Source organism: Mycobacteroides sp. CBMA 271, assembly GCF_009729205.1.
GTDB lineage: Bacteria > Actinomycetota > Actinomycetes > Mycobacteriales > Mycobacteriaceae > Mycobacterium.
The window spans coordinates 61,467-80,705 of the sequence record NZ_VTHB01000006.1 but is presented as its reverse complement, the minus strand read 5'-3'; the positions used below and the strand labels follow the sequence as shown (position 1 = coordinate 80,705).

Annotated in this window: 18 protein-coding genes; 11 read left to right on the top strand and 7 right to left on the bottom strand. The window is 64.5% G+C overall.

The window, feature by feature from the left end; all coding sequences use genetic code 11:
• Positions 1 to 18: 18 nt before the first annotated feature.
• The 3 genes from FZI91_RS16550 to FZI91_RS16540 all read right to left on the bottom strand — a co-directional run bounded on the left by FZI91_RS16550 (position 19) and on the right by FZI91_RS16540 (position 2,934).
• Positions 19 to 1,395, bottom strand: coding sequence for a hypothetical protein (locus tag FZI91_RS16550; protein ID WP_162525950.1), 1,377 nt, complete (start codon positions 1,393 to 1,395; stop codon positions 19 to 21).
• 134 nt (positions 1,396 to 1,529) lie between these two features.
• A complete protein-coding gene (locus tag FZI91_RS16545; RefSeq protein WP_162525949.1) occupies positions 1,530 to 1,925 on the bottom strand; it encodes a hypothetical protein in 396 nt (131 codons plus the stop codon).
• Between the two features lie 40 nt (positions 1,926 to 1,965).
• Positions 1,966 to 2,934 carry an LpqN/LpqT family lipoprotein gene (locus tag FZI91_RS16540; RefSeq protein WP_162525948.1) on the bottom strand — a complete coding sequence of 323 codons (969 nt, stop codon included), beginning with the start codon at positions 2,932 to 2,934 and terminating at the stop codon, positions 1,966 to 1,968.
• A gap of 190 nt (positions 2,935 to 3,124) precedes the next feature.
• Here FZI91_RS16540 and leuS point away from each other — a divergent pair, with 190 nt between their 5' ends.
• Entirely contained in the window at positions 3,125 to 5,968 is a 2,844-nt protein-coding gene (gene leuS, locus FZI91_RS16535; protein ID WP_155940440.1) for a leucine--tRNA ligase, read from the top strand.
• A gap of 62 nt (positions 5,969 to 6,030) precedes the next feature.
• On the top strand, positions 6,031 to 6,210 hold the full coding sequence (locus FZI91_RS16530; RefSeq protein ID WP_155940207.1) for a hypothetical protein: 180 nt from the start codon (positions 6,031 to 6,033) through the stop codon (positions 6,208 to 6,210).
• A 1-nt stretch (position 6,211) separates the two neighbouring features.
• Here the strand turns inward: FZI91_RS16530 and FZI91_RS16525 are convergent, their stop codons facing one another.
• Positions 6,212 to 6,877, bottom strand: a complete 666-nt coding sequence (locus FZI91_RS16525; protein WP_155940206.1) for an SDR family oxidoreductase — start codon at positions 6,875 to 6,877, stop codon at positions 6,212 to 6,214.
• 119 nt (positions 6,878 to 6,996) lie between these two features.
• Here FZI91_RS16525 and FZI91_RS16520 point away from each other — a divergent pair, with 119 nt between their 5' ends.
• A complete protein-coding gene (locus FZI91_RS16520; protein ID WP_155940205.1) occupies positions 6,997 to 8,337 on the top strand; it encodes an amylo-alpha-1,6-glucosidase in 1,341 nt (446 codons plus the stop codon).
• Positions 8,338 to 8,341: 4 nt separating this feature from the next.
• Here the strand turns inward: FZI91_RS16520 and FZI91_RS16515 are convergent, their stop codons facing one another.
• On the bottom strand, positions 8,342 to 9,010 hold the full coding sequence (locus tag FZI91_RS16515) for a sensor domain-containing protein (RefSeq protein WP_155940204.1): 669 nt from the start codon (positions 9,008 to 9,010) through the stop codon (positions 8,342 to 8,344).
• Positions 9,011 to 9,057: 47 nt separating this feature from the next.
• Complete coding sequence (locus FZI91_RS16510; RefSeq protein WP_155940203.1) at positions 9,058 to 9,534, bottom strand: Lrp/AsnC family transcriptional regulator; 477 nt, start codon at positions 9,532 to 9,534, stop codon at positions 9,058 to 9,060.
• Between the two features lie 163 nt (positions 9,535 to 9,697).
• Here FZI91_RS16510 and pdhA point away from each other — a divergent pair, with 163 nt between their 5' ends.
• From pdhA to FZI91_RS16470, 8 genes are all read left to right on the top strand, one after another.
• A complete protein-coding gene (gene pdhA, locus FZI91_RS16505; protein WP_155940202.1) occupies positions 9,698 to 10,780 on the top strand; it encodes a pyruvate dehydrogenase (acetyl-transferring) E1 component subunit alpha in 1,083 nt (360 codons plus the stop codon).
• A gap of 41 nt (positions 10,781 to 10,821) precedes the next feature.
• The gene (locus FZI91_RS16500; RefSeq protein ID WP_155940439.1) at positions 10,822 to 11,790 is read left to right on the top strand and encodes an alpha-ketoacid dehydrogenase subunit beta; all 969 of its coding nucleotides are present in this window, start codon (positions 10,822 to 10,824) and stop codon (positions 11,788 to 11,790) included.
• A 16-nt stretch (positions 11,791 to 11,806) separates the two neighbouring features.
• Complete coding sequence (locus tag FZI91_RS16495) at positions 11,807 to 13,138, top strand: dihydrolipoamide acetyltransferase family protein (RefSeq protein WP_155940201.1); 1,332 nt, start codon at positions 11,807 to 11,809, stop codon at positions 13,136 to 13,138.
• Positions 13,139 to 13,367: 229 nt separating this feature from the next.
• Complete coding sequence (locus FZI91_RS16490) at positions 13,368 to 14,012, top strand: sensor domain-containing protein (RefSeq protein ID WP_162525946.1); 645 nt, start codon at positions 13,368 to 13,370, stop codon at positions 14,010 to 14,012.
• Positions 14,013 to 14,090: 78 nt separating this feature from the next.
• Positions 14,091 to 14,828 (top strand): SDR family NAD(P)-dependent oxidoreductase, encoded by a 738-nt coding sequence (locus FZI91_RS16485; protein WP_155940199.1) that lies wholly within the window; start codon positions 14,091 to 14,093, stop codon positions 14,826 to 14,828.
• Between the two features lie 74 nt (positions 14,829 to 14,902).
• Positions 14,903 to 15,463 (top strand): TetR/AcrR family transcriptional regulator, encoded by a 561-nt coding sequence (locus tag FZI91_RS16480; RefSeq protein ID WP_239001736.1) that lies wholly within the window; start codon positions 14,903 to 14,905, stop codon positions 15,461 to 15,463.
• A 1-nt stretch (position 15,464) separates the two neighbouring features.
• Positions 15,465 to 16,754 (top strand): acyl-CoA dehydrogenase family protein, encoded by a 1,290-nt coding sequence (locus FZI91_RS16475; RefSeq protein ID WP_155940197.1) that lies wholly within the window; start codon positions 15,465 to 15,467, stop codon positions 16,752 to 16,754.
• On the top strand, positions 16,754 to 17,803 hold the full coding sequence (locus tag FZI91_RS16470) for a phosphotransferase family protein (RefSeq protein WP_155940196.1): 1,050 nt from the start codon (positions 16,754 to 16,756) through the stop codon (positions 17,801 to 17,803). Before FZI91_RS16475 ends, FZI91_RS16470 begins: the two co-directional genes overlap by 1 nt.
• Here FZI91_RS16470 and FZI91_RS16465 read toward each other — a convergent pair.
• Complete coding sequence (locus FZI91_RS16465; protein ID WP_155940195.1) at positions 17,793 to 19,181, bottom strand: amino acid permease; 1,389 nt, start codon at positions 19,179 to 19,181, stop codon at positions 17,793 to 17,795. The genes FZI91_RS16470 and FZI91_RS16465 overlap by 11 nt on opposite strands.
• Positions 19,182 to 19,239: the final 58 nt, after the last annotated feature.

Sequence of the window (19,239 nt, the reverse complement as noted above, 5' to 3'; positions counted from 1 at the left end):
GTCGGTTCCGGGCATGTGTCATCCCGCGGGCGGAAAAATGAGCAGGTGAGCCAGGCCGCCAACGGCTCCAAGGACGGCCCCGTGTACGAACAGCAACCACTCATCCTGTTTGACCGCGGAGCGCAGCAGCTCGTTGAAATCGTCAAGTGACAGCTTGTGCATCTGGGTGGAAACGAAGGCGCCGATCTTGCCCTGACGTTGCTTGTTGAATACGGGGTCGGAAAAGGCAAGGGGTGCGAAGCCGGTTGCTTCCATGGTGACGGACTCGGTGATCTGGTCGTACTGGCGTCGGCCGACGGCTACCCGAATGGCGCGGCGGGCGGGCCCGAGCGCCTGCTCGAGTGCCGGCCGTATTCCGTCGGCCAGCATCTGCCGGGTGCGGTCCGAACGAGGCCCGTTGAGCATTTCGTCGCCGATGTTCTCCAGGGTGATGACACTCTCGGAGATGGTGCGCGCGTACTCCTCCGAGATTTCCGCCTTGCGCTTGATGAACAGGCCCTGACGCCACGGCACCCATTTGTTGGGGTGCACGGGTTCGAAGATCATGGTGATGCCGAGGTAGTTCACGATGTACCCGATGACGATTCCGCCCAGCGGCAGCACAATCCATGGTGTCCACCAGTGGTGGGGCAGGGAGTGCAGGATGGCGACGAGCACGAAGCCCATGGGATAGCCGAAGTAGAAGCCGAAGTTCTGCATGAACTGCAGCTCTTTATGGCCCATGTTTCGGAAGATGTCATTGAGCAGCTTGGGATGTGCGGTGAGATACCGGATGACCATCAGCTTGGCGTCGACGAGTTGCTCGATGTTCTCGCCGATCTGGTCGGTCATGTTCTTGACGATCTGCGGTAGCTGATTTTCGATGCGCTGGAACATCACCTCGCGCAGCGCCGGCGGCAGGTTGTGCCATAGCTGCGGATTCTCGCGCTCCATAATCTTGGTGATGACGCTCCGAATTTCTGTCTTGGCAATCAGCGCAAGGTGATTGGCGATGAGATCCGGTTCGAGTTGCTCGTAGAAATCGGAGATGCCGCCGAGCTTGGCGAGGCTTTTGTCGACGGCGATGCTGGCCATCTTCTCGGCGCGTGACGGCACGATGCCCTGCCATCCGAAACGTCCATCGGAGGTGATGGCGGGAATCACCTGCACGCGCCTGGGTAGGAACGCGTACAGCGTGCGTAGCCCGGGGATCCGCCAACCATGGAAACCCAAGGGCGCGAACAACATCAGCACACCGGTCCAGTTGGTGATGTAACCGATGATGCCGGTGAAGAGCGGGATGGTGAGTAGATCGACGATCAATTGGTTGTCACGATAGATGTACGCGGCGATGCCGGACGCGACGGTGAGGACGCCAACGAGGATGAACTTCACCATCTGTTTGGTGTCTTTCACGACTTCCCTTCTGGCCACGCTCGTGTGCAAGGGCGGCGAATGCCCGGAACATAACAACAAAAAAGGGTCGACGTGGGCGAATACCCGTCACAATCCGATGAGGTAAACGGCGCAGTGTCTAACGAGTGGACACGTCAGGGTCGCGCGCACACGGATGAGCCGCTTGCGCGAAGAACGTCACCCGGGGAGGAGTCGCGCTGGCCCGCGCTCGGACATCCGCCACAGGAGCTGCCGCAGCCGCCCGAGGACGTCATCTGTTGCGCGGCGGTGGTGTACCGCGCGACCTGCCAGGCCGCCGCACCCACCGTCAGGACGGCGACAGCGCCGCACACCGCTAGCCCGACCAAACCGACTGTGGTGGAGCCGAATAGCGCTGCAAACGCACCGACGGCGAGGATGATCGCAGCCGTGGCCTGGGCCGGAGCCAGCATCCGCTGCGGGCTGCCGTGCGGAGCCTTCAGGAATGCCGCCGCCGCCAGGACAGTCAGCAGTCCGGCGAGAGCGACGGTCACGATGGCGGCGATCAACACCCATTCAGTTTAAGGGGGCGTCCGATCGGATTTGGAGGGGCTATGCCGCGGGCGGGGCAGGCGGGATCAGCGGCGGCAGGGTGGGCAGGGGTGGTAGACCGGGAATGCCCGGTGCCGGGGAGGGCGGGGCGTTGGGGTCTGCGGGCGCCGGTACCCCGGGTGCGACCGCGGCCGCTGCGTCCGGATCGGCGAGGGCATTCGGGTCTGCGACCGGTGCAGTGACCGGTGCGGCATCTCCGAAGCGCAGCCCGTTGACGATCAGGTCGGTGGCGGGCGCTTCGGCAATCGCATTGCCGACGGTGGTGGTGACAGCCAGCTGAACCAGGTACCGGTCCTTACCCTGCGTGATGATCGCAGCGCGTCGCGAGGTGTTGAGGGTCTCACCGTCCTGGCGGAAGGTGCCCTCGACGATCGCGGACGGGAAGCCCTGGTAGGTGACCAGGGAGGCGTCGGTCGGCTGCCAGCCCTGCAATGCCTTGACCTCGACGGGGCCGTGGGAGACGGCCTCGTTGGTATCGAATTCGCCGACAAGCTTGCTCATCAGGACCTGGGCGTTGGACTGGTATATCCCGGTGCCGTTGGCCTTGCTAACGATCACTTGGTACGCGTTGGGAACGTTGGGATCCGGCACGTTCGCCCAGTTGTTCGGGACCGGGATGCTGATGCGGGGTGCGCCGTGGCTGGCCTTGGTCAGCGGCTCGACCTTGACGTTCTTAGAGGCGAAGAATTCCGCCAGGGTGCCATCGGTGGCGGGTGCGACCCCGGCTAGCGGCGCCGAAGGCTGTAGCGGGTTCGTCGATGCGGCGGTGGGGGCTACGGCCGGTGTTGCCGCGGCATTCGGGGTGGCCGCCGGGGCTACGGGCGCCGAGACGGCGGCATTCGGGCTGGCCACCGGTGCGGGCGGCGCGGGTACTGGGTCGGCGAGTGCAACGGCCGTTGTCCCCGCGAGCAGTGCCGCGACAGAGGCAGTGGCCGCCGCGAATCTGACCGAATATCGGATGGTCGTCACGTTCTTGTCCTTCCGCGTGTTCCTGGTTGCGGACCCGAAGTTAGTGAGCGGACCTGAGAAACCGGCCCGACATCCCCGGAAGTGGCCGGATTGTGACCAGAGTGATGAACTCTCGTCGCCAAACCGGCGATTTCAGTCCCTGAGCTGCCGCATTTACTCTGGTGACGTGACTGAAACCCAGCCCGGAGCTATGGACGACACCACTGAGTTGCCCATGCACCGCTACACCGCGCAGCTCGCCGGGCAGATCGAGTGTCGCTGGCAAGAGAGCTGGGCCGACCGAGGCACCTTCCACGTACCAAACCCGGTGGGGTCGCTGGCGCCCACCGATGGCACACCGGTTCCGGCGGACAAGATGTTCGTCCAGGACATGTTCCCGTACCCCTCGGGCGACGGTCTGCATGTTGGGCACCCGCTGGGGTACATCGCGACTGATGTCTACGCCCGCTTCCACCGGATGCGCGGCGCCAATGTGCTGCACGCGCTGGGGTTCGACGCGTTCGGGTTGCCCGCAGAGCAGTACGCGGTGCAGACCGGCACCCATCCGCGGGTGCGGACCGAGGCCAACATCGTCAACTACAAGCGGCAGCTGAGGCGCCTCGGACTGGGCCATGACTCGCGCCGCAGCTTTGCCACCACCGACGTCGACTTCTATAAGTGGACGCAGTGGATTTTCCTGCAGATCTACAACGCCTGGTACGACGAAGACGGCCGCCGCGCTCGTCCTATTCAGGAGCTGGCCGCGGAATTCGATTCGGGTGTGCGCTCGCCCGCCGACGGTGCGGTGTGGGCAGAGCTGAGCGCTGGTGAGCGTGCTGATCTGATCGACTCGTATCGCCTGGTGTACCAATCGGATTCGATGGTCAACTGGTGTCCCGGATTGGGTACCGTGCTGGCCAACGAAGAGGTCACCGCCGACGGCCGCAGCGAGCGCGGCAACTTCCCGGTGTTCCGTAAGCGGTTGCGGCAGTGGATGATGCGGATCACCGCATACTCCGACCGGCTGATCGATGACCTAGAATTCCTGGACTGGCCCGACAAGGTCAAGACCATGCAGCGCAACTGGATCGGCCGGTCCCAGGGCGCGTCGGTGCTTTTTGGCGCCGGCGCTGCCGGTGACATTGAGGTGTTCACCACCCGGCCGGACACCCTGTTCGGCGCCACCTACATGGTGTTGGCCCCCGAGCACGCGTTGGTCGACGCGCTGGTTGGGGATACTTGGCCAGAAGGCACCGACGCTCGGTGGACCGGCGGGCGTGAGAGCCCTCGGGCGGCGGTCGCGGAATATCGTCGATCCATCGCCGCCAAGAGCGATCTGGAACGTCAAGAGAACAAAGAGAAGACGGGCGTTTTCACCGGCGCGTACGCCACCAATCCGGTGAGCGGAGATCCGGTGCCGGTCTTCATCGCCGACTACGTGCTGCTGGGCTACGGCACCGGGGCCATCATGGCGGTGCCGGGGCACGATCAGCGTGACTGGGACTTCGCGCACGCCTTTGGTTTGCCTGTGCGCGAGGTGATTTCCGGCGGCGACATCACCGAGGCGGCGTATTCCGGTGACGGTGCGCTGGTGAACTCCGACTACCTGAACGGGTTGGACGTCGACGCGGCCAAGGCCGAGGTGACGCGCCGGCTGGTTGCCGACGCACGCGGCGAATCACGCATCGAATACAAGCTGCGCGATTGGCTCTTTGCGCGCCAACGCTATTGGGGCGAGCCCTTCCCGATCGTCTACGACGAGGACGGGCGACCGCGCGCGCTGGGTGAGGACGTGCTGCCCGTCGAGCTGCCCGAGGTCGAGGACTACGCGCCGGTGTCCTTCGATCCCGAGGACGCCTCGTCGGAGCCGTCGCCTCCGCTCTCCAAGGCCACCGACTGGGTGAGTGTGGAGCTGGACCTGGGGGACGGGCTCAAGCACTACACCCGCGACACCAACGTGATGCCGCAGTGGGCGGGCAGCTCCTGGTACGAGCTGCGGTACGCCGACCCGGATAACACAGAAACGTTCTGCGACAAGGAGAACGAGGCCTACTGGTTGGGTCCGCGCCCGGCCGAGCACGGCCCGAACGACCCGGGTGGCGTTGACTTGTACGTCGGCGGGATGGAGCACGCCGTGCTGCACCTGCTGTACTCCCGGTTCTGGCACAAGGTGCTGTACGACCTCGGGCATGTGAGCTCCCGCGAGCCGTACCGCCGGCTGCTGAATCAGGGCTACATCCAGGCGTATGCGTACACCGACTCGCGCGGCATGTATGTCCCGGCCGCCGAAGTGGCCGAGGAGAACGGGAAGTTCTTCTACCAGGGTGCAGAAGTCAACCAGGAGTTCGGCAAGATCGGCAAGAGCCTGAAGAACTCGATCTCGCCGGATGACATCTGCGAGAACTACGGCGCCGACACACTGCGGGTGTACGAGATGTCGATGGGACCACTGGAGCTGTCCCGTCCGTGGGCCACCAAGGATGTGGTGGGGGCGCACAGATTCCTACAGCGGGTGTGGCGCACGGTCGTTGACGAGGAGACCGGCAAGGTCCGGGTCACCGCAGATGAACTGAACGCGGCTTCCCATGAAGAGACCCTGCGGGCATTGCACAAGACGATCGCCGGGGTCACCGAAGACTATGCGGCCCTGCGGAATAACACCGCGGCGGCCAAGTTGATCGAGTACACCAACCACCTGACCAAGGCGTACCCGCAAGGTGCCCCGCGTGCTGCGGTGGAGCCGCTGGTGCTCATGCTGGCGCCGCTGGCCCCGCATCTGGCCGAGGAGCTGTGGAGCCTACTGGGCTGCGATGAGTCGTTGGCACACGGACCCTTCCCGGCGGCCGAGGAGCGGTGGCTGGTGGCCGACACCGTCGAGTACCCGATTCAGGTGAACGGCAAGGTGCGTGGCCGCATTACCGTCGCCGCCGATGCAGCGCCGGCCGATATCGAGGCGGCAGCCCTCGCCGAGGAGAAGGTGCTCGAGTTCCTGGCGGGGACCAGTCCGAAGAAGGTGATTGTGGTGCCGGGCCGCATGGTGAACCTGGTCGTCTAGAAAGTTCTGTCGGATCCGGCCGAAGCCTTCCATTTCACGATCACGGAGGTGAGGATGTGCAGATGGACGCACGTACCACCGGTACCGAGACGACGATGAACTTTGCGGCCATCGCCCAGGCGGTCACCGCCGCGATCCACACGGGGGATCGCGGTAAGGACGAGTTCCTGGCCTACGTGGATCGGGTGCTGCCTCTCGGCGATATCTGGAGTGCGCCGGCGCGCCGCGGCGCCGGGAGCTAGTTCAGTTCTGGCGCACCACGATCTGATGCACGCGGGCGTCGCGCGGCAGATTTATCGCGTCCGCGACCAGTTGCGCGACCGATTCGGGGCGCATGTAGTCGGCCGGATCATATTTACGCCCTTCGTGTTCGGTCAGTTCCTGCTGCATCGGTGTGCTGATCCTGCCGGGATGCACCGACGTCACCCGCAGCAGCGGCTCCTCGGCGCGCAACACATCGGCGAAGCCGCGTAGCGCAAACTTGCTCACCGAGTATGAACCGATGCCGGCATGCGCGTTGATTCCCGCGCCGGAGTTGATGAACACGACGTCGCCCTGCGCCGCCCGCAGGGCGGGGAGCAGGGCCTTGGTCAGGGCCACCGGCGCTAACACATTGACATCTAACGTCTTTCGCCAGTCATCAAGTGACGAGTCGGCGATGGTCGCTGGATAAGACACCCCGGCGTTGTGTATGAGCACGTCCAGCTCACTGACATCGGCAGCACCCGCGAGGACGGCGCTCTCGTTTCCCAGGTCCACCGACCATGCGGTGGCTTCCAATTCTTCGGCTAGCTCGTCGAGCCGTGTCGACGGGCGACCACCCAAGAGGAGCGTGTGCGTAGGGGCAAGCGCACGCGCGATCGCGGCGCCGAGGCCGCCGCTGGCACCGGTGATGAGGGCGAGGGGCATGCGGGCCACGTTATCTTGCCGCGCCGAGTGTCGGACTTTCGTGCCTTCCACCCGCATTTTCGCCCGAGAAGTCGACACTCGGCGAGAGAAAACCGCAGCCAACACCGCACAATGGACGGATGCCGTCCCATCCGATGTTCACCCCCACGCAGTTGGCCGCGCGTGCGGCATACCTGCTCAGGGGGAACGATCGCGGGACGATGACCAGCGCGGCGCCCAAGCTGTACCCACACATGTGGAGCTGGGACGCGGCATTCGTGGCCGTCGGGCTCGCACCGCTGAGCGTCGAACGTGCGGTCACCGAACTGGACACCTTGCTCTCGGCGCAATGGGCCAACGGAATGATCCCGCATATCGTCTTCGCCAACGGGGTCGACGGGTACTTCCCGGGACCAGCTCGCTGGCAGACCACCGAGCTGGCGGCGAATGCGCCATCCGGATATCAAACATCGGGCATCACCCAGCCGCCCGTGCATGCCATTGCGGTGCAACGAATTCTGGATCATGCGCACCGCCGGGGCCGCAGCGCCCGGGGTGTCGCCGAGGCGTTCCTGGACCGTCGTTGGGCCGATCTGATGCGTTGGCACCGGTGGCTCGCCGAGACGCGGGACCAGAACCAGCACGGCCGAATCACTCTGTACCACGGGTGGGAATCGGGCATGGACAACTCGCCGCGTTGGGATGGGGCGTACGCCAATGTTGTTCCGGGAGAACTGCCGGCGTATGTGCGTGAGGACACCGCGATCGTCACTGATCCCTCGCAGCGCCCCAAGGATGCCGAGTACGACGTGTACCTGTGGCTGCTGGAAGAGATGAAATCGGTGCGCTACGACGATGCGCGACTGCCCGACACGATGAGCTTCGTCATGGAGGACGTCTTTGTCTCGGCGATCTTCTCGGTGGCCTGCGAGGTACTGGCCACGATCGGGGAAGAGCACGCCCGCCCGCGCGCCGATGTGCGTGAGTTGCACGGTTGGGCCGAGAGATTCCGCCGCGGAGTCCTCGACACCACCGAGGAACGTAGTGGTGCGGCAAGAGATTTCGATGTCAAGACGGGCAAGTGGGTCGCGACCGACACGGTGGCGATGTTCGCGCCACTGCTGTCCGGCGGGCTGCCGCGGCCACAAGAGCTGGCGCTATTGAAACTGTTGGAGGGACCGCGATTCTGTGGTCACCCGGATCTGCGGTACGCGCTGGTGCCGTCGACATCGCCGGTGTCGCGGGATTTTCGGCCGCGGGAGTACTGGCGGGGCCCGGTGTGGCCGGTACTCACCTGGTTGTTCTGCTGGGCGTTCGAGCGGCGTGGCTGGAGTGAGCGCGCATTCCTGTTGCGACAGGAGGGATTACGTCAGGCGGGTGACGGATCGTTCGCCGAGTATTACGAGCCTTTCACCGGTGAGCCGCTGGGCAGTATGCAGCAATCCTGGACGGCTGCGGCGGTTCTGGACTGGTTGGGCTGAGCGCCTAGAGCGGGATCTTGTCACCGATCTTGTTCGCGATCGTGACTGCCGGCCTGTCGATGTTCGGTGTGCACACCGAGACATCGATCAGTGCATTGGCGGCCACCCGCAACGCCCGCTGACACACCTGGGTGATGATGGTCAGTGAGCGCGGCATCGCGAGGAGATTGTCCTTTTGCTCAAGTGCCCCAATTTGCCACGGCAGGGGGACATTCGAGCCGCCGTCGGTGATGATGCGGTTGCCGCACCCGCGCCACTGCCGCGCGGCGCGGGTGAACGTGGCGCGTGCGTCAGATGGCGTGGGCAGCAATATGATTGACTGGCTGGCGAAAGACTTGTTGTTGTCGGAGAGCAGGTTGCGCACCTTGACCGCGTCAATGGTGTCGCCCTGGAATGTGGTCTGTTCGGCGGTGAAGAGCAGGCTGGTGCATGGAGGGTCACTGACGTCCCGCGAGTGATCGACCAGGGCCGTTGCGGTGTACTGCACACTCATGCCGGAATCTCCCACGGCGCGGTCTATCTCAGATGGGCTCAGAAACAGTCCGTCAAGATCGTCGGCCTTGACCTGGTGCGGGCCGTTATCGTCGGCAGGCTCGGGCACGCCGCCGACAACCGATGTGCAGCCTGACAGGGTCACGGTGGCGACCACCGCCGCGGTTACGAGTCGTTTCATGTGCCCCCCTTCGTCAGTACAGTTTGCGCGACGACCCGGCTAGCGCGCTACTGCCCCTGCCCTGCGAGCCGCCGCAGCAGCGGCGTCATCCGGAACGCCACGAGCTCGTGCATCGCGATCGCGATCGAGGTCCGGGTGATGCCGGGGATGTCGAGGATGTTCCCGGCGATCCGGTACAGGTCGTCGCTATCGACGGCGACCGCCTTGATCATGAGGTCGTCGGCTCCCGCCAGACCGTGCACCTGCACGACCTCCGGCACGTCGGCCAGTGCCACGCCGATGGCTTCCAGCTGGTGCTGGTCGATCCGTGCGGTGACATACGCGGTCATCGGGTAGCCCATGGCCCGCGGCACGATCTGATGGTCGATTCCGGCGAGCGCCTCGTGCTGATCCCACCGGGTGAGCCGCGCCTGCACGGTGTTGCGTGACAGATTCAGCCGCTGCGCCAGCTCTACCCCGGAGGCGCGGGGTGTTTGCGTGAGCGCGAGTAACAGCTTCGCATCGGTTGCGTCGAGAGTGGTCATAGCGCGCAGTATCGCACAGATCGTACGTTCCAATATGCGCAGAATGCCCAATTCAACACGCATCGGTTGCGCAGTATGACTATCTGATGCACCGTGAGTCATGACACACCCACAGGGTGACCGTCATGACAGCACAAAGCGCAACACCGTTAGCGAGGCGGCAATGGATAGCACCGTTCAGCTCCTCGATCCAGACGGCAACAGGGTCGAGGACCAGACCTATACGCCGCAGGTCGCGGATGTCGACGACGAGATGTTGCGTGCGCTGTACGAGGACATGGTGGTCGTCCGCCGCATCGACAACGAAGCCACCGCACTGCAACGCCAAGGCGAGCTCGCGCTGTGGGCGCCGCTGCTGGGCCAGGAGGCCGCGCAGGTTGGCTCCGCCCGCGCGCTGCAGCACGACGACTTCGCCTTTACCAGCTTCCGCGAGCACGGCGTGGCCTATTGCCGCGGTGTCGACCCCACCGCCATGCTCCAGTTCTGGCGTGGTTCCACACAATCGGGCTGGAACCCCCGCGACCACAACGTCACCGCACCCGCGATCATCGTCGGAGCGCAGTCGTTGCACGCCACCGGATACGCGATGGGCGTCAAATTCGACGGATCCGATACCGCGGTCATCGCCTACTTCGGCGACGGCGCCACCAGCCAGGGTGATGTCTCGGAAGCTTTCGCCTTCGCGGCGAGTTACGGTGCGCCCGTTGTCTTCTTCTGCCAGAACAACCAGTGGGCTATCAGCGAGCCGGTCCGGGTGCAAAGCCATCTGCCGTTGGCCGCCCGCGGAACCGGATTCGGCGTCCCGGGCATCCGGGTCGACGGGAACGACGTGCTCGCCGTCATGGCTGCGACGCGTGCGGCGCTACGGCGCGCTCGGGAGGGCAGCGGACCGACCCTCATCGAGGCCGTCACCTATCGCATGGGCCCGCACACCACCTCCGACGATCCGACCAAGTACCGCAACGCTGCCGAGCTCGATGAGTGGCGCGGCAAGGATCCGCTGGCCAGGGTGGAGAAGTACCTGGAGCGTCGCGGCGCACTCACCGACGATGACCGGCAGCGGGTGGCCGCGAAGGCGGATCTGGTGGCCACCGAGCTGCGCGCCGGGTGCCTCGGGACCGTGGAACCGACCGCGGCCGAAATGTTCAACCACGTGTACGCAGAACCACATTCGTTGGTCGCCGCCGAACGTCGCGACTACTTGGAATACCTGGCGGGCTTTGAAGACGAAGGGATCGCATCATGACCGGGGCGAGCGTAGCGACGGGAAATATCCGCAAAATGACGATGTCCGGTGCCCTCAACGCGGGCCTGCGGGCGGCCCTGGAGGATGACGACAGGGTGATCGTGATGGGGGAGGACGTCGGCAAGCTCGGCGGTGTCTTCCGGGTCACCGACGGGCTGCAGAAGGACTTCGGTGACCACCGGGTCATCGATACGCCGCTCGCCGAGTCCGGAATCATTGGCACCGCCGTCGGTTTGGCGATGCGCGGATACCGCCCCGTGTGCGAGATCCAGTTCGACGGATTCGTATATCCGGCGTTCGATCAGATCGTCAGCCAGGTGGCCAAGCTGCATTACCGGACCAAGGGCGCGGTGGGTATGCCGCTGACCATCCGCATTCCGTTCGGCGGTGGTATCGGTGCGGTAGAGCATCATTCGGAATCCCCAGAGGCGTACTTCGCGCATACCGCCGGCCTGCGGGTGGTGTCCTGCAGCTCGCCGCAGGATGCCTACGACATGATCCGCCAGTCCGTCGCGTGCGATGACCCCGTGATCTTCTTCGAGCCCAAGCGCCGTTACTGGGAGAAGGGGGAGGTGGACACCCAGGCAACAACCGGCGCGCCGCTTCCTCTTTCTTGCGCGCGGATCCTGCGCGAAGGCACCGGGGCGACCATCGCTGCGTACGGGCCCATGGTCGCGGTCGCCACCGCCGCCGCGGAAATGGCTGCTGCGGAGGGAATGTCCATCGAGGTAATCGACCTGCGCTCGCTGTCGCCCGTCGACTTCGACACCTTGGAAGCCTCGGTGCGCAAGACCGGCCGGCTGGTCGTGGTCCATGAGGCATCGGTGTTCATGGGGTTGGGTGCCGAGATCGCCGCGCGCATCACAGAACGGTGCTTCTATCAGCTCGAGGCGCCGGTGCTACGGGTCGGCGGCTTCGCCCTCCCGTACCCCGCGAACAAGGTGGAGCACCACTATCTGCCCGACGCGGAGCGGGTGATGGACGCCGTCGACCGCGCCATGGCTGCATAGGAAGGCGGCGAAATCCATGGCAGTCAAACAGTTTCTTCTCCCGGACCTCGGTGAGGGGCTCACCGAGGCCGATCTGATCGCCTGGAAGGTGAAGGTCGGCGACGAGGTAAAGCTGAACCAGGTGCTCGCCGACGTCGAGACGGCCAAGGCGATGGTGGAGTTGCCCTCCCCCTACGAGGGGACGGTGGTCGCATTGGAAGTGGCCGAGAATTCCACCCTCGCGGTCGGAGCTCCGCTGATCTCGATCGAAGTGGCCGGCGCCGAGCCGGACGCGCCCGCGAACCTCGTCGGCTACGGTCCGTCGGAATCGAGTAGCACGACCCGTCGTCGGCGCCGCGCGGGAGCGGGGTCAGCGGCCCTCGCCCTTGTGGAGCCGGCCGCACCCGCCGCGCCGCCGATGCCAGAGCGCGCTGGGCCGGATGGTCGCTCGGACCAGCCTCGCTGCGGAGCCGATGGTCGCTCGGACCAGCCTCGCTCCGCCGCCAAGCCGTCAGTCCGCAAGCTTGCCGCCGAACTCGGTGTGGCGCTTGACCAGATCAGCGGCACCGGCATCGGGGGCAGCATCACCCGACAGGATGTCGAGGCCTACACCCGTAGCCTTACCGCCCGTGCACCGCAGGAGGCATCGGTGCCCGTGATCGCGGCGGTGCCGGTGGGCGGCGAGACCCGGATACCGATCGCGGGGGTGCGCAAGCACACCGCCGCCGCGATGGTTCGCAGTGCCTTCACCGCGCCGCATGTCACCGAGTTTCTCACCGTCGACATGACAGCGACCATGGAGCTGCTCACGGAGCTGAAGACAAAGCACCCTGCCCTCAAGCTCACCCCGATGACGCTGGTGGCGCGGATGGTGCTGCTGACCCTGCGGTCGCATCCCTCGCTCAACTCCATGTGGGACGAGCAGGCCAGCGAGATTGTCGTCAAGCACTACGTGAACCTCGGGGTGGCGGCCGCCACAGAACGCGGACTCGTGGTGCCGAACGTCAAGAATGCCAATGCGATGTCGCTACGTGAACTGGCCGCTGCCATCGGAGCGTTGGTGTCAACCGCGCGTGAGGGCAAGACCGCTCTCGCGGACATGGCGGGTGGAACCTTCACGCTCACCAACATCGGAGTGTTCGGGATTGACGCGGGCACCCCGATCATCAACCCGGGGGAGGCTGCCATCCTGGCTCTGGGATCCGTCGCCAAACGCCCCTGGGTGGTGGACGGTGAACTCGCGGTCCGGGACGTGACCACGCTGGCGTTGTCCTTCGACCACCGGCTGGTCGACGGTGAGCAGGGATCGAAGTTCCTGGCGGATCTGGGCGCAATGCTCACCGATCCGCGCATGGCCTTGGTGGTGTAGCTTCACTCCTAGCAAACCCCGTAGGGGTGTGGGAGTAGGGGGCGCGCATGCATCGGGGTCTCGCACCGTTCTGTGCGGCGCTCAGTTTGGCTGGTTGCACGCGGATTACTCGGGGCGCGACGCAGTTTTCCGGCAACAAGGCGGGCGACGTGCTGGACCAGTCAACGCAAAAGCTGTCGGGGTCACGGTAATGCGCTGGGTGCCAATCGCTTTGCTTAGCTGTATTGCCGTGTTGCTCACGAGCTGCGCCCACCCGGTGGGTGGATCGGCGCTGGTCGCAGGAACCGTCAAGGCCCTCTATCCAAATGTGCGTCCCGACCAGAAGGTGCTCTCGGACAAGCTGCTCACGGCTGAGGAGATTGGTGCGGCGACCGGAATACCTGGCTTGATGCAGGTGCGGCCGATCGCGTCTGTGATTTCCACCGCAAATATCGTGTCGGACTGTGCATTTGGCGCAACCTTGGCGACGCGTCAGCAGTACCTGAGTTTCGCCGCCGCGCGGGTGCAGACCGCCACCAAGGTTGCCGACGGTGTCCGGGAGTCCACCATAAGCAACGCGCTGGTGGTGTTCGAGAGTGTGTCGACCGCGGCGCAGCAATTCGAGCAGTTCGCTTCGCGGATGCAACGATGCGATGGGGTGTCTGGCGAAATCGGAACCGGTACAAGTGCCGAGCGTTGGCGTATGCATGTGCTGCGCAGCGATGACGGCGAGGTGAGTTGGACGCGCGCGAACGATTCGGGCCGCTGGTCGTGCCAGATGATGGCAACGCCGCGCGCGAACTACATCGCGTCGGTCATGTACTGCCGACGGGTCGACAGCGGCGACAAGTCCGAGCGGCTCCTCGATGCGCTGCTGAACAAGCTCTTCGGCTGAGCGACCACCAAGGCCTCTTGCGGTATCGGCGTCTCACATTTAATGTATCGATCGCCACATTAAATGAGGAGGCATCGGATGCTGCAGGACAAGGTCGTCGTCGTCACCGGCGGAAGCCGGGGATTGGGTCGCGCGATGGTGCAGGCCTTCGCGGCGCAGGGCGCCGATGTCGTGATCGCCAGCCGCAAAATCGATTCGTGCAATGAGCTGGCTGCCAAGGTGGAGGCCGAGCACGGTCGCCGCGCGCTCCCGGTCGCTTGCAATGTCAGCTCCTGGGAGCAGTGCGATGAGCTGGTCGACACCGTGTACCGCGAGCTCGGCAGGGTGGATGTGTTGGTGAACAATGCTGGCCTGTCCCCGCTCTACCCGAGCTTGGATCAGGTGTCGGAGGCGTTGTTCGACAAGGTTATTGGCGTCAACCTCAAGGGCCCGTTCCGACTGTCGGCGTCGATCGGCACCAAGATGGCCGCCGGCGGGGGTGGTTCGATCATCAACATCAGCTCGATCGAGGCCGTGCGCCCAGACGCGACGGCGATTCCCTACGCCGCGGCTAAGGCCGGTTTGAACGCCCTGACCCTCGGTCTCGCGCACACTTTCGGGCCGACGGTGCGCGCCAACACGATTCAATGTGGGCTTTTCAATACCGACATCGCGGCGGCCTGGCCGGAGGGATTCGCCGAGGCGCTGATTCCGAGCATTCCGATGCGGCGAGTCGGTGAACCGGAAGATATTGTCGGCGCCGCACTGTATCTGGCGAGCGACGCGTCCGCTTACTGCACGGGGACCACGATCCGTTTGGACGGCGGCATCGCGTGACGTCGGAAGCCAAGCCGCGTCGGGGCCGCCCGCCGGCATCCGATGGAGATGCCGCGGCGACCCGCCAGCGGATCATGGACGTGGCCACGGAGCTGTTCGCCGAAAAGGGCTTTCACGGTACCGGAGTCGCGGAAATTGGGTCGGCGGCCGGCGTACGCGGCGGTGCGCTGTACTACCACATCGGATCCAAAGAGGAACTTCTCTGGGAGATCCTGCATCGCTACATCGACGAAATGCTTACCGAGGCCGTACATATCGCCGGTATGAACACGGACCCGGCCAGGCGCCTGCGCACCCTCATCGGCTCGTACGTCATCCTCATTGTGAAGCATCGCAAGCAGGTCGCCATCCAGGTGCGCGACGGTTCTGCGCTGACCGGTGAGCGTGCGGCACAACTGCAGGAGCTGCGCGATGAGTTGCAGGGGTGCTGGCAGCAGGTCCTCGACGAGGGTCACCAGGCCGGGGTCTTTGGCACTGCAGACCACGTGGTCACCAACGCGATCCTCGGAATGCTCAACATGGTGTCCGTCTGGTATCGCGCCGACGGTAAGAGCCCCGCGCAGATCGCCAAACGCATCGCCGACATGGTTTTGGGCGGCGTACAGATGACCCCTCAACCGACAGGAAATAACTGACATGGCATGGGATTTCGAAACTGACCCCGAGTACCAGACGCTGCTGGATTGGGCTGACGAGTTCGTCCGCACCGAGGTCGAGCCGCTCGACTACGTGTTCCCCAACCCGTACGACAAGTCCGACAAGGAGGCAATGGACTACGTGCGTCCCCTCAAGGACGAGGTCAAGCGCCGCGGTCTGTGGGCCTGCCACCTCGGACCAGAGCTGGGCGGGCCCGGATACGGGCAGCTGAAGCTGGCACTGCTTAACGAGATCCTAGGTCGATCCAAGTGGGCCCCTTCGATATTCGGATGCCAGGCGCCCGATACCGGTAACGCCGAGATCCTGGCGCACTTTGGCACCGAAGCGCAGAAGGCGCAATACCTGCAGCCGCTGATGGACGGCGATATCGGCTCCTGCTATGTCATGACCGAGCCACAGGGCGGGTCCGATCCGACGCTGTTCAAGACCAATGCGGTCCGCGACGGTGACCACTGGGTGCTCAACGGCGAAAAGTGGTTCAACTCCGAAGCCAAGCATGCCGCGTTCTGGATCGTGATGGCTGTGACAAACCCCGATGTCAGTGCCTACCAGGGGATGTCGATGTTCATCGTCGACCCGAGAGCGCCCGGGGTGGAGATCGTCAGAAACATCACCGTGCACGGATTCAGCGAGGACGAGGCGTATACCCGCTTCACCAATGCCCGGATCCCCGCCGAGAACATGCTGGGCGCCGAGGGGGCCGCATTCGCGATCGCGCAGACCCGCCTGGGCGGCGGTCGCGTGCACCACGCCATGCGGACGGTGGCCCAGGTTCGCAAGGCATTCGACATGATGTGTGAGCGCGTCATCAGCCGGGAGGCCCGCGGTGGCACTCTCGCGAAATTACAGATGACGCAGGAGCGCATTGCCGACAGCTGGATCGAAATGGAGTCGTTCCGGCTGCTGGTGTTGCGCACCGCCTGGCGCATCGACAAGCTCCAGGATTATCTGTTGGTACGCAAGGATATTTCGGCTATCAAGGCTGCGATGCCGAAGGTCATGCATGATGTCGCGCAACGCGCCCTGCATCTGCACGGCTCCCTCGGTGTCTCCGAGGAGATGCCGCTGACCCAGATGTTCCTGTATTCGGAGGTGATGGGCTTGGTCGATGGCCCCACCGAGGTGCACAAGGTCACCGTCGCCAAGGAGGTCCTCAAGGACTACACCCCGTATGAGGGGCTGTTTCCGCCGAGCCACATCCCGGCATTGACGGAGAAGGCGCGTGCACACGTGGCGGCCCGACTGGAGCACCGAGTGGGAAATCTGTAATGGCGGCGCCGCAGCACGTTGACCCCGCAAGCGTGGACTTCGAGGTCGTTTCCCGCTGGATGGATGAGCAGGGTCTGCCCGTAGGCGATATCGACGGCGTCGCCCCGATATCGGGGGGCACCCAGAACATCATGGTGCGCTTCACCCGGGGCGAGCGTGAGTACGTGCTGCGCCGACCACCCAAGCATCTCCGTGAGGCCAGCAACAACGTCATTCGCCGCGAAGCTCGACTGCTGGGAGCGTTACGCGGACAAGGGGTTCCCGCGCCGGAGCTCATCGCGGCATGCCCGGACGAGACGGTGCTCGGCGGCGCGGTCTTCTACCTGATGGAACCTGTCGACGGATTCAACGCGTCGGTCGTCTTGCCGGAGTTGCACGCCGGCAGCGCCGAGATCAGGCATCAGATGGGTCTGGAAGCGGTGAGCGGCATTGCCGCGCTGGGTGCGCTCGATTACCGGGAACTGGGGCTGGAGGGCTACGGCAACCCCGACGGCTTCCTGGAACGTCAAGTGCCGCGCTGGCTTAAGGAATTGGACTCGTTCGCCAAACACGAGGGCTACCCGGGCCCTGATATCCCCGGCCTGCAGTCCGTCGCGGATTGGCTTGAGCAACATCGGCCTTCGCAGTGGAAACCCGGCGTCATGCACGGCGACTTTCACTTGGCCAACATGATGTTCCGGAACGACGGACCCGAGCTAGCCGCGATCGTGGACTGGGAAATGTCGACCATCGGCGACCCGCTGCTGGACTTGGGCTGGCTGCTGGCGACCTGGCCGTCTGAGGCCGACGATGCGTCACTGGGTGGGGCGCTGGTGCAGGCCGGGAATCTGCCTACCCCGGAGGAACTCGTCGCGCACTACGCGAAACGCACCGACCGGGATCTGGGTGCCATGGATTGGTACACGGTGCTGGCCTGCTTCAAGCTGGGGATCATCCTGGAGGGCACGCACGCCCGCGCCTGCGCCGGGAAAGCGCCTGTGGCGGTGGGTGATTACCTTCACGGGTTAACGCTGCAGCTGTTCAAGCGGGCGGTATCGATCACCGGGTAGCCGGCACCTGATCGGCCGGTTCATCCTTCCGTACGGCCCGCATGATGGCGAAGACGACTAGGAGCACCGCCCAGGACAGCAGGCTGGTCCACAGCTGGGTGCGGGTGCGGTCTTGAAAGCCCATGGCCACCAGGATGGCGACGATCGCGATCGCAGTGAGAATGGTCAAAACTGGGTAGCCCCACATTTTAACGAGCAGCCGCGCATCCGGAGTTCGGCGCCGTAGGACCAGCTGCGAGACGGTAATCATCAAGTACACGAACAGGATTACCGCGCCCGAGGAATTGAGCAGGAACAAGAAGACGGTGTGCTCGAAGAAGTACGCCAGGATGACGCAGATGAAGCCGATGAACGATGAGGCCAAAATCGCCTGAACCGGAACGCCACGCGAACTCACCTTGAGCCAGCTGCGGGGTGCTTCACCACGGCCGGCGAGAACGAAGAGCATTCGGGAGGCGGTGTACATGGCGGAGTTCAGGCAGGATAGGACCGCCGTCAGCACCACGAACCGCATGATGTGATCGGCGTAGGGGATTCCCATCGTCTGGAAAGCGGTGACAAAGGGCGAGGTCCCCAACTCCGGGCTATCCCACGGCACGATCACTGCGATCAGGAAGATGGAACCGACGAAAAAGATGGCCACGCGGTAGATCACCGAATTGGTGGCCTGGCTGATGGCCCGGGCGGGGTCCTTCGATTCGGCCGCGGCAATGGTGGCGATCTCGGCGCCCACCATCGAGAAGATCACGATGACGATCCCGGTGAAGATCGCGCCCCTGCCATTCGGCATGAAGCCGTGATGCGCTGTGAGGTTGGAGAAATCCATCTCCTTGCCCGGCCACAGGCCGCACACATAACACGTGCCAGCAATCAAAAAGGCCACGATCGCAGCGACTTTGACGCTGGCGAACCAGTACTCGAACTCACCGTAGGAGCGCACCGAGAACAGGTTGGTGGCCGTCATCGCCGTCATGAGCAGCAGCGCCACCAACCACAGCGGAGCACGCGGCAGCCAGTCTTGGATCAGCTTGCCCCCCGCGACGGCCTCGAACCCGACCACGATCACCCAGAAGTACCAGTAGAGCCAGCCGACCGAGAAGCCTGCCCAATCGCCCAGGGCGCGGCGGCTGTAGTCCGCGAACGAGCCGGTCGATGGATTCGCCACCGCCATTTCGCCGAGCATCCGCATCACCATGACGATGAGCACCCCGGTGATGGCATAGGTGAGGAAGGCCGCCGGCCCGGCCGATTGAATGATGGCTCCCGACCCGACGAAGAGCCCCGCACCGATCACCCCGCCGATCGCGATCATCGTGAGGTGGCGCTTCTGCAACGAGTGTTGCAGACCGCCCTCGCTGGGCGCTTCGGTCGTGGACATCAGGTGCCTCCTAAGGCCCGGGTAGTCCGAGGATGCACCCCGTAACCAGATTGTGCAG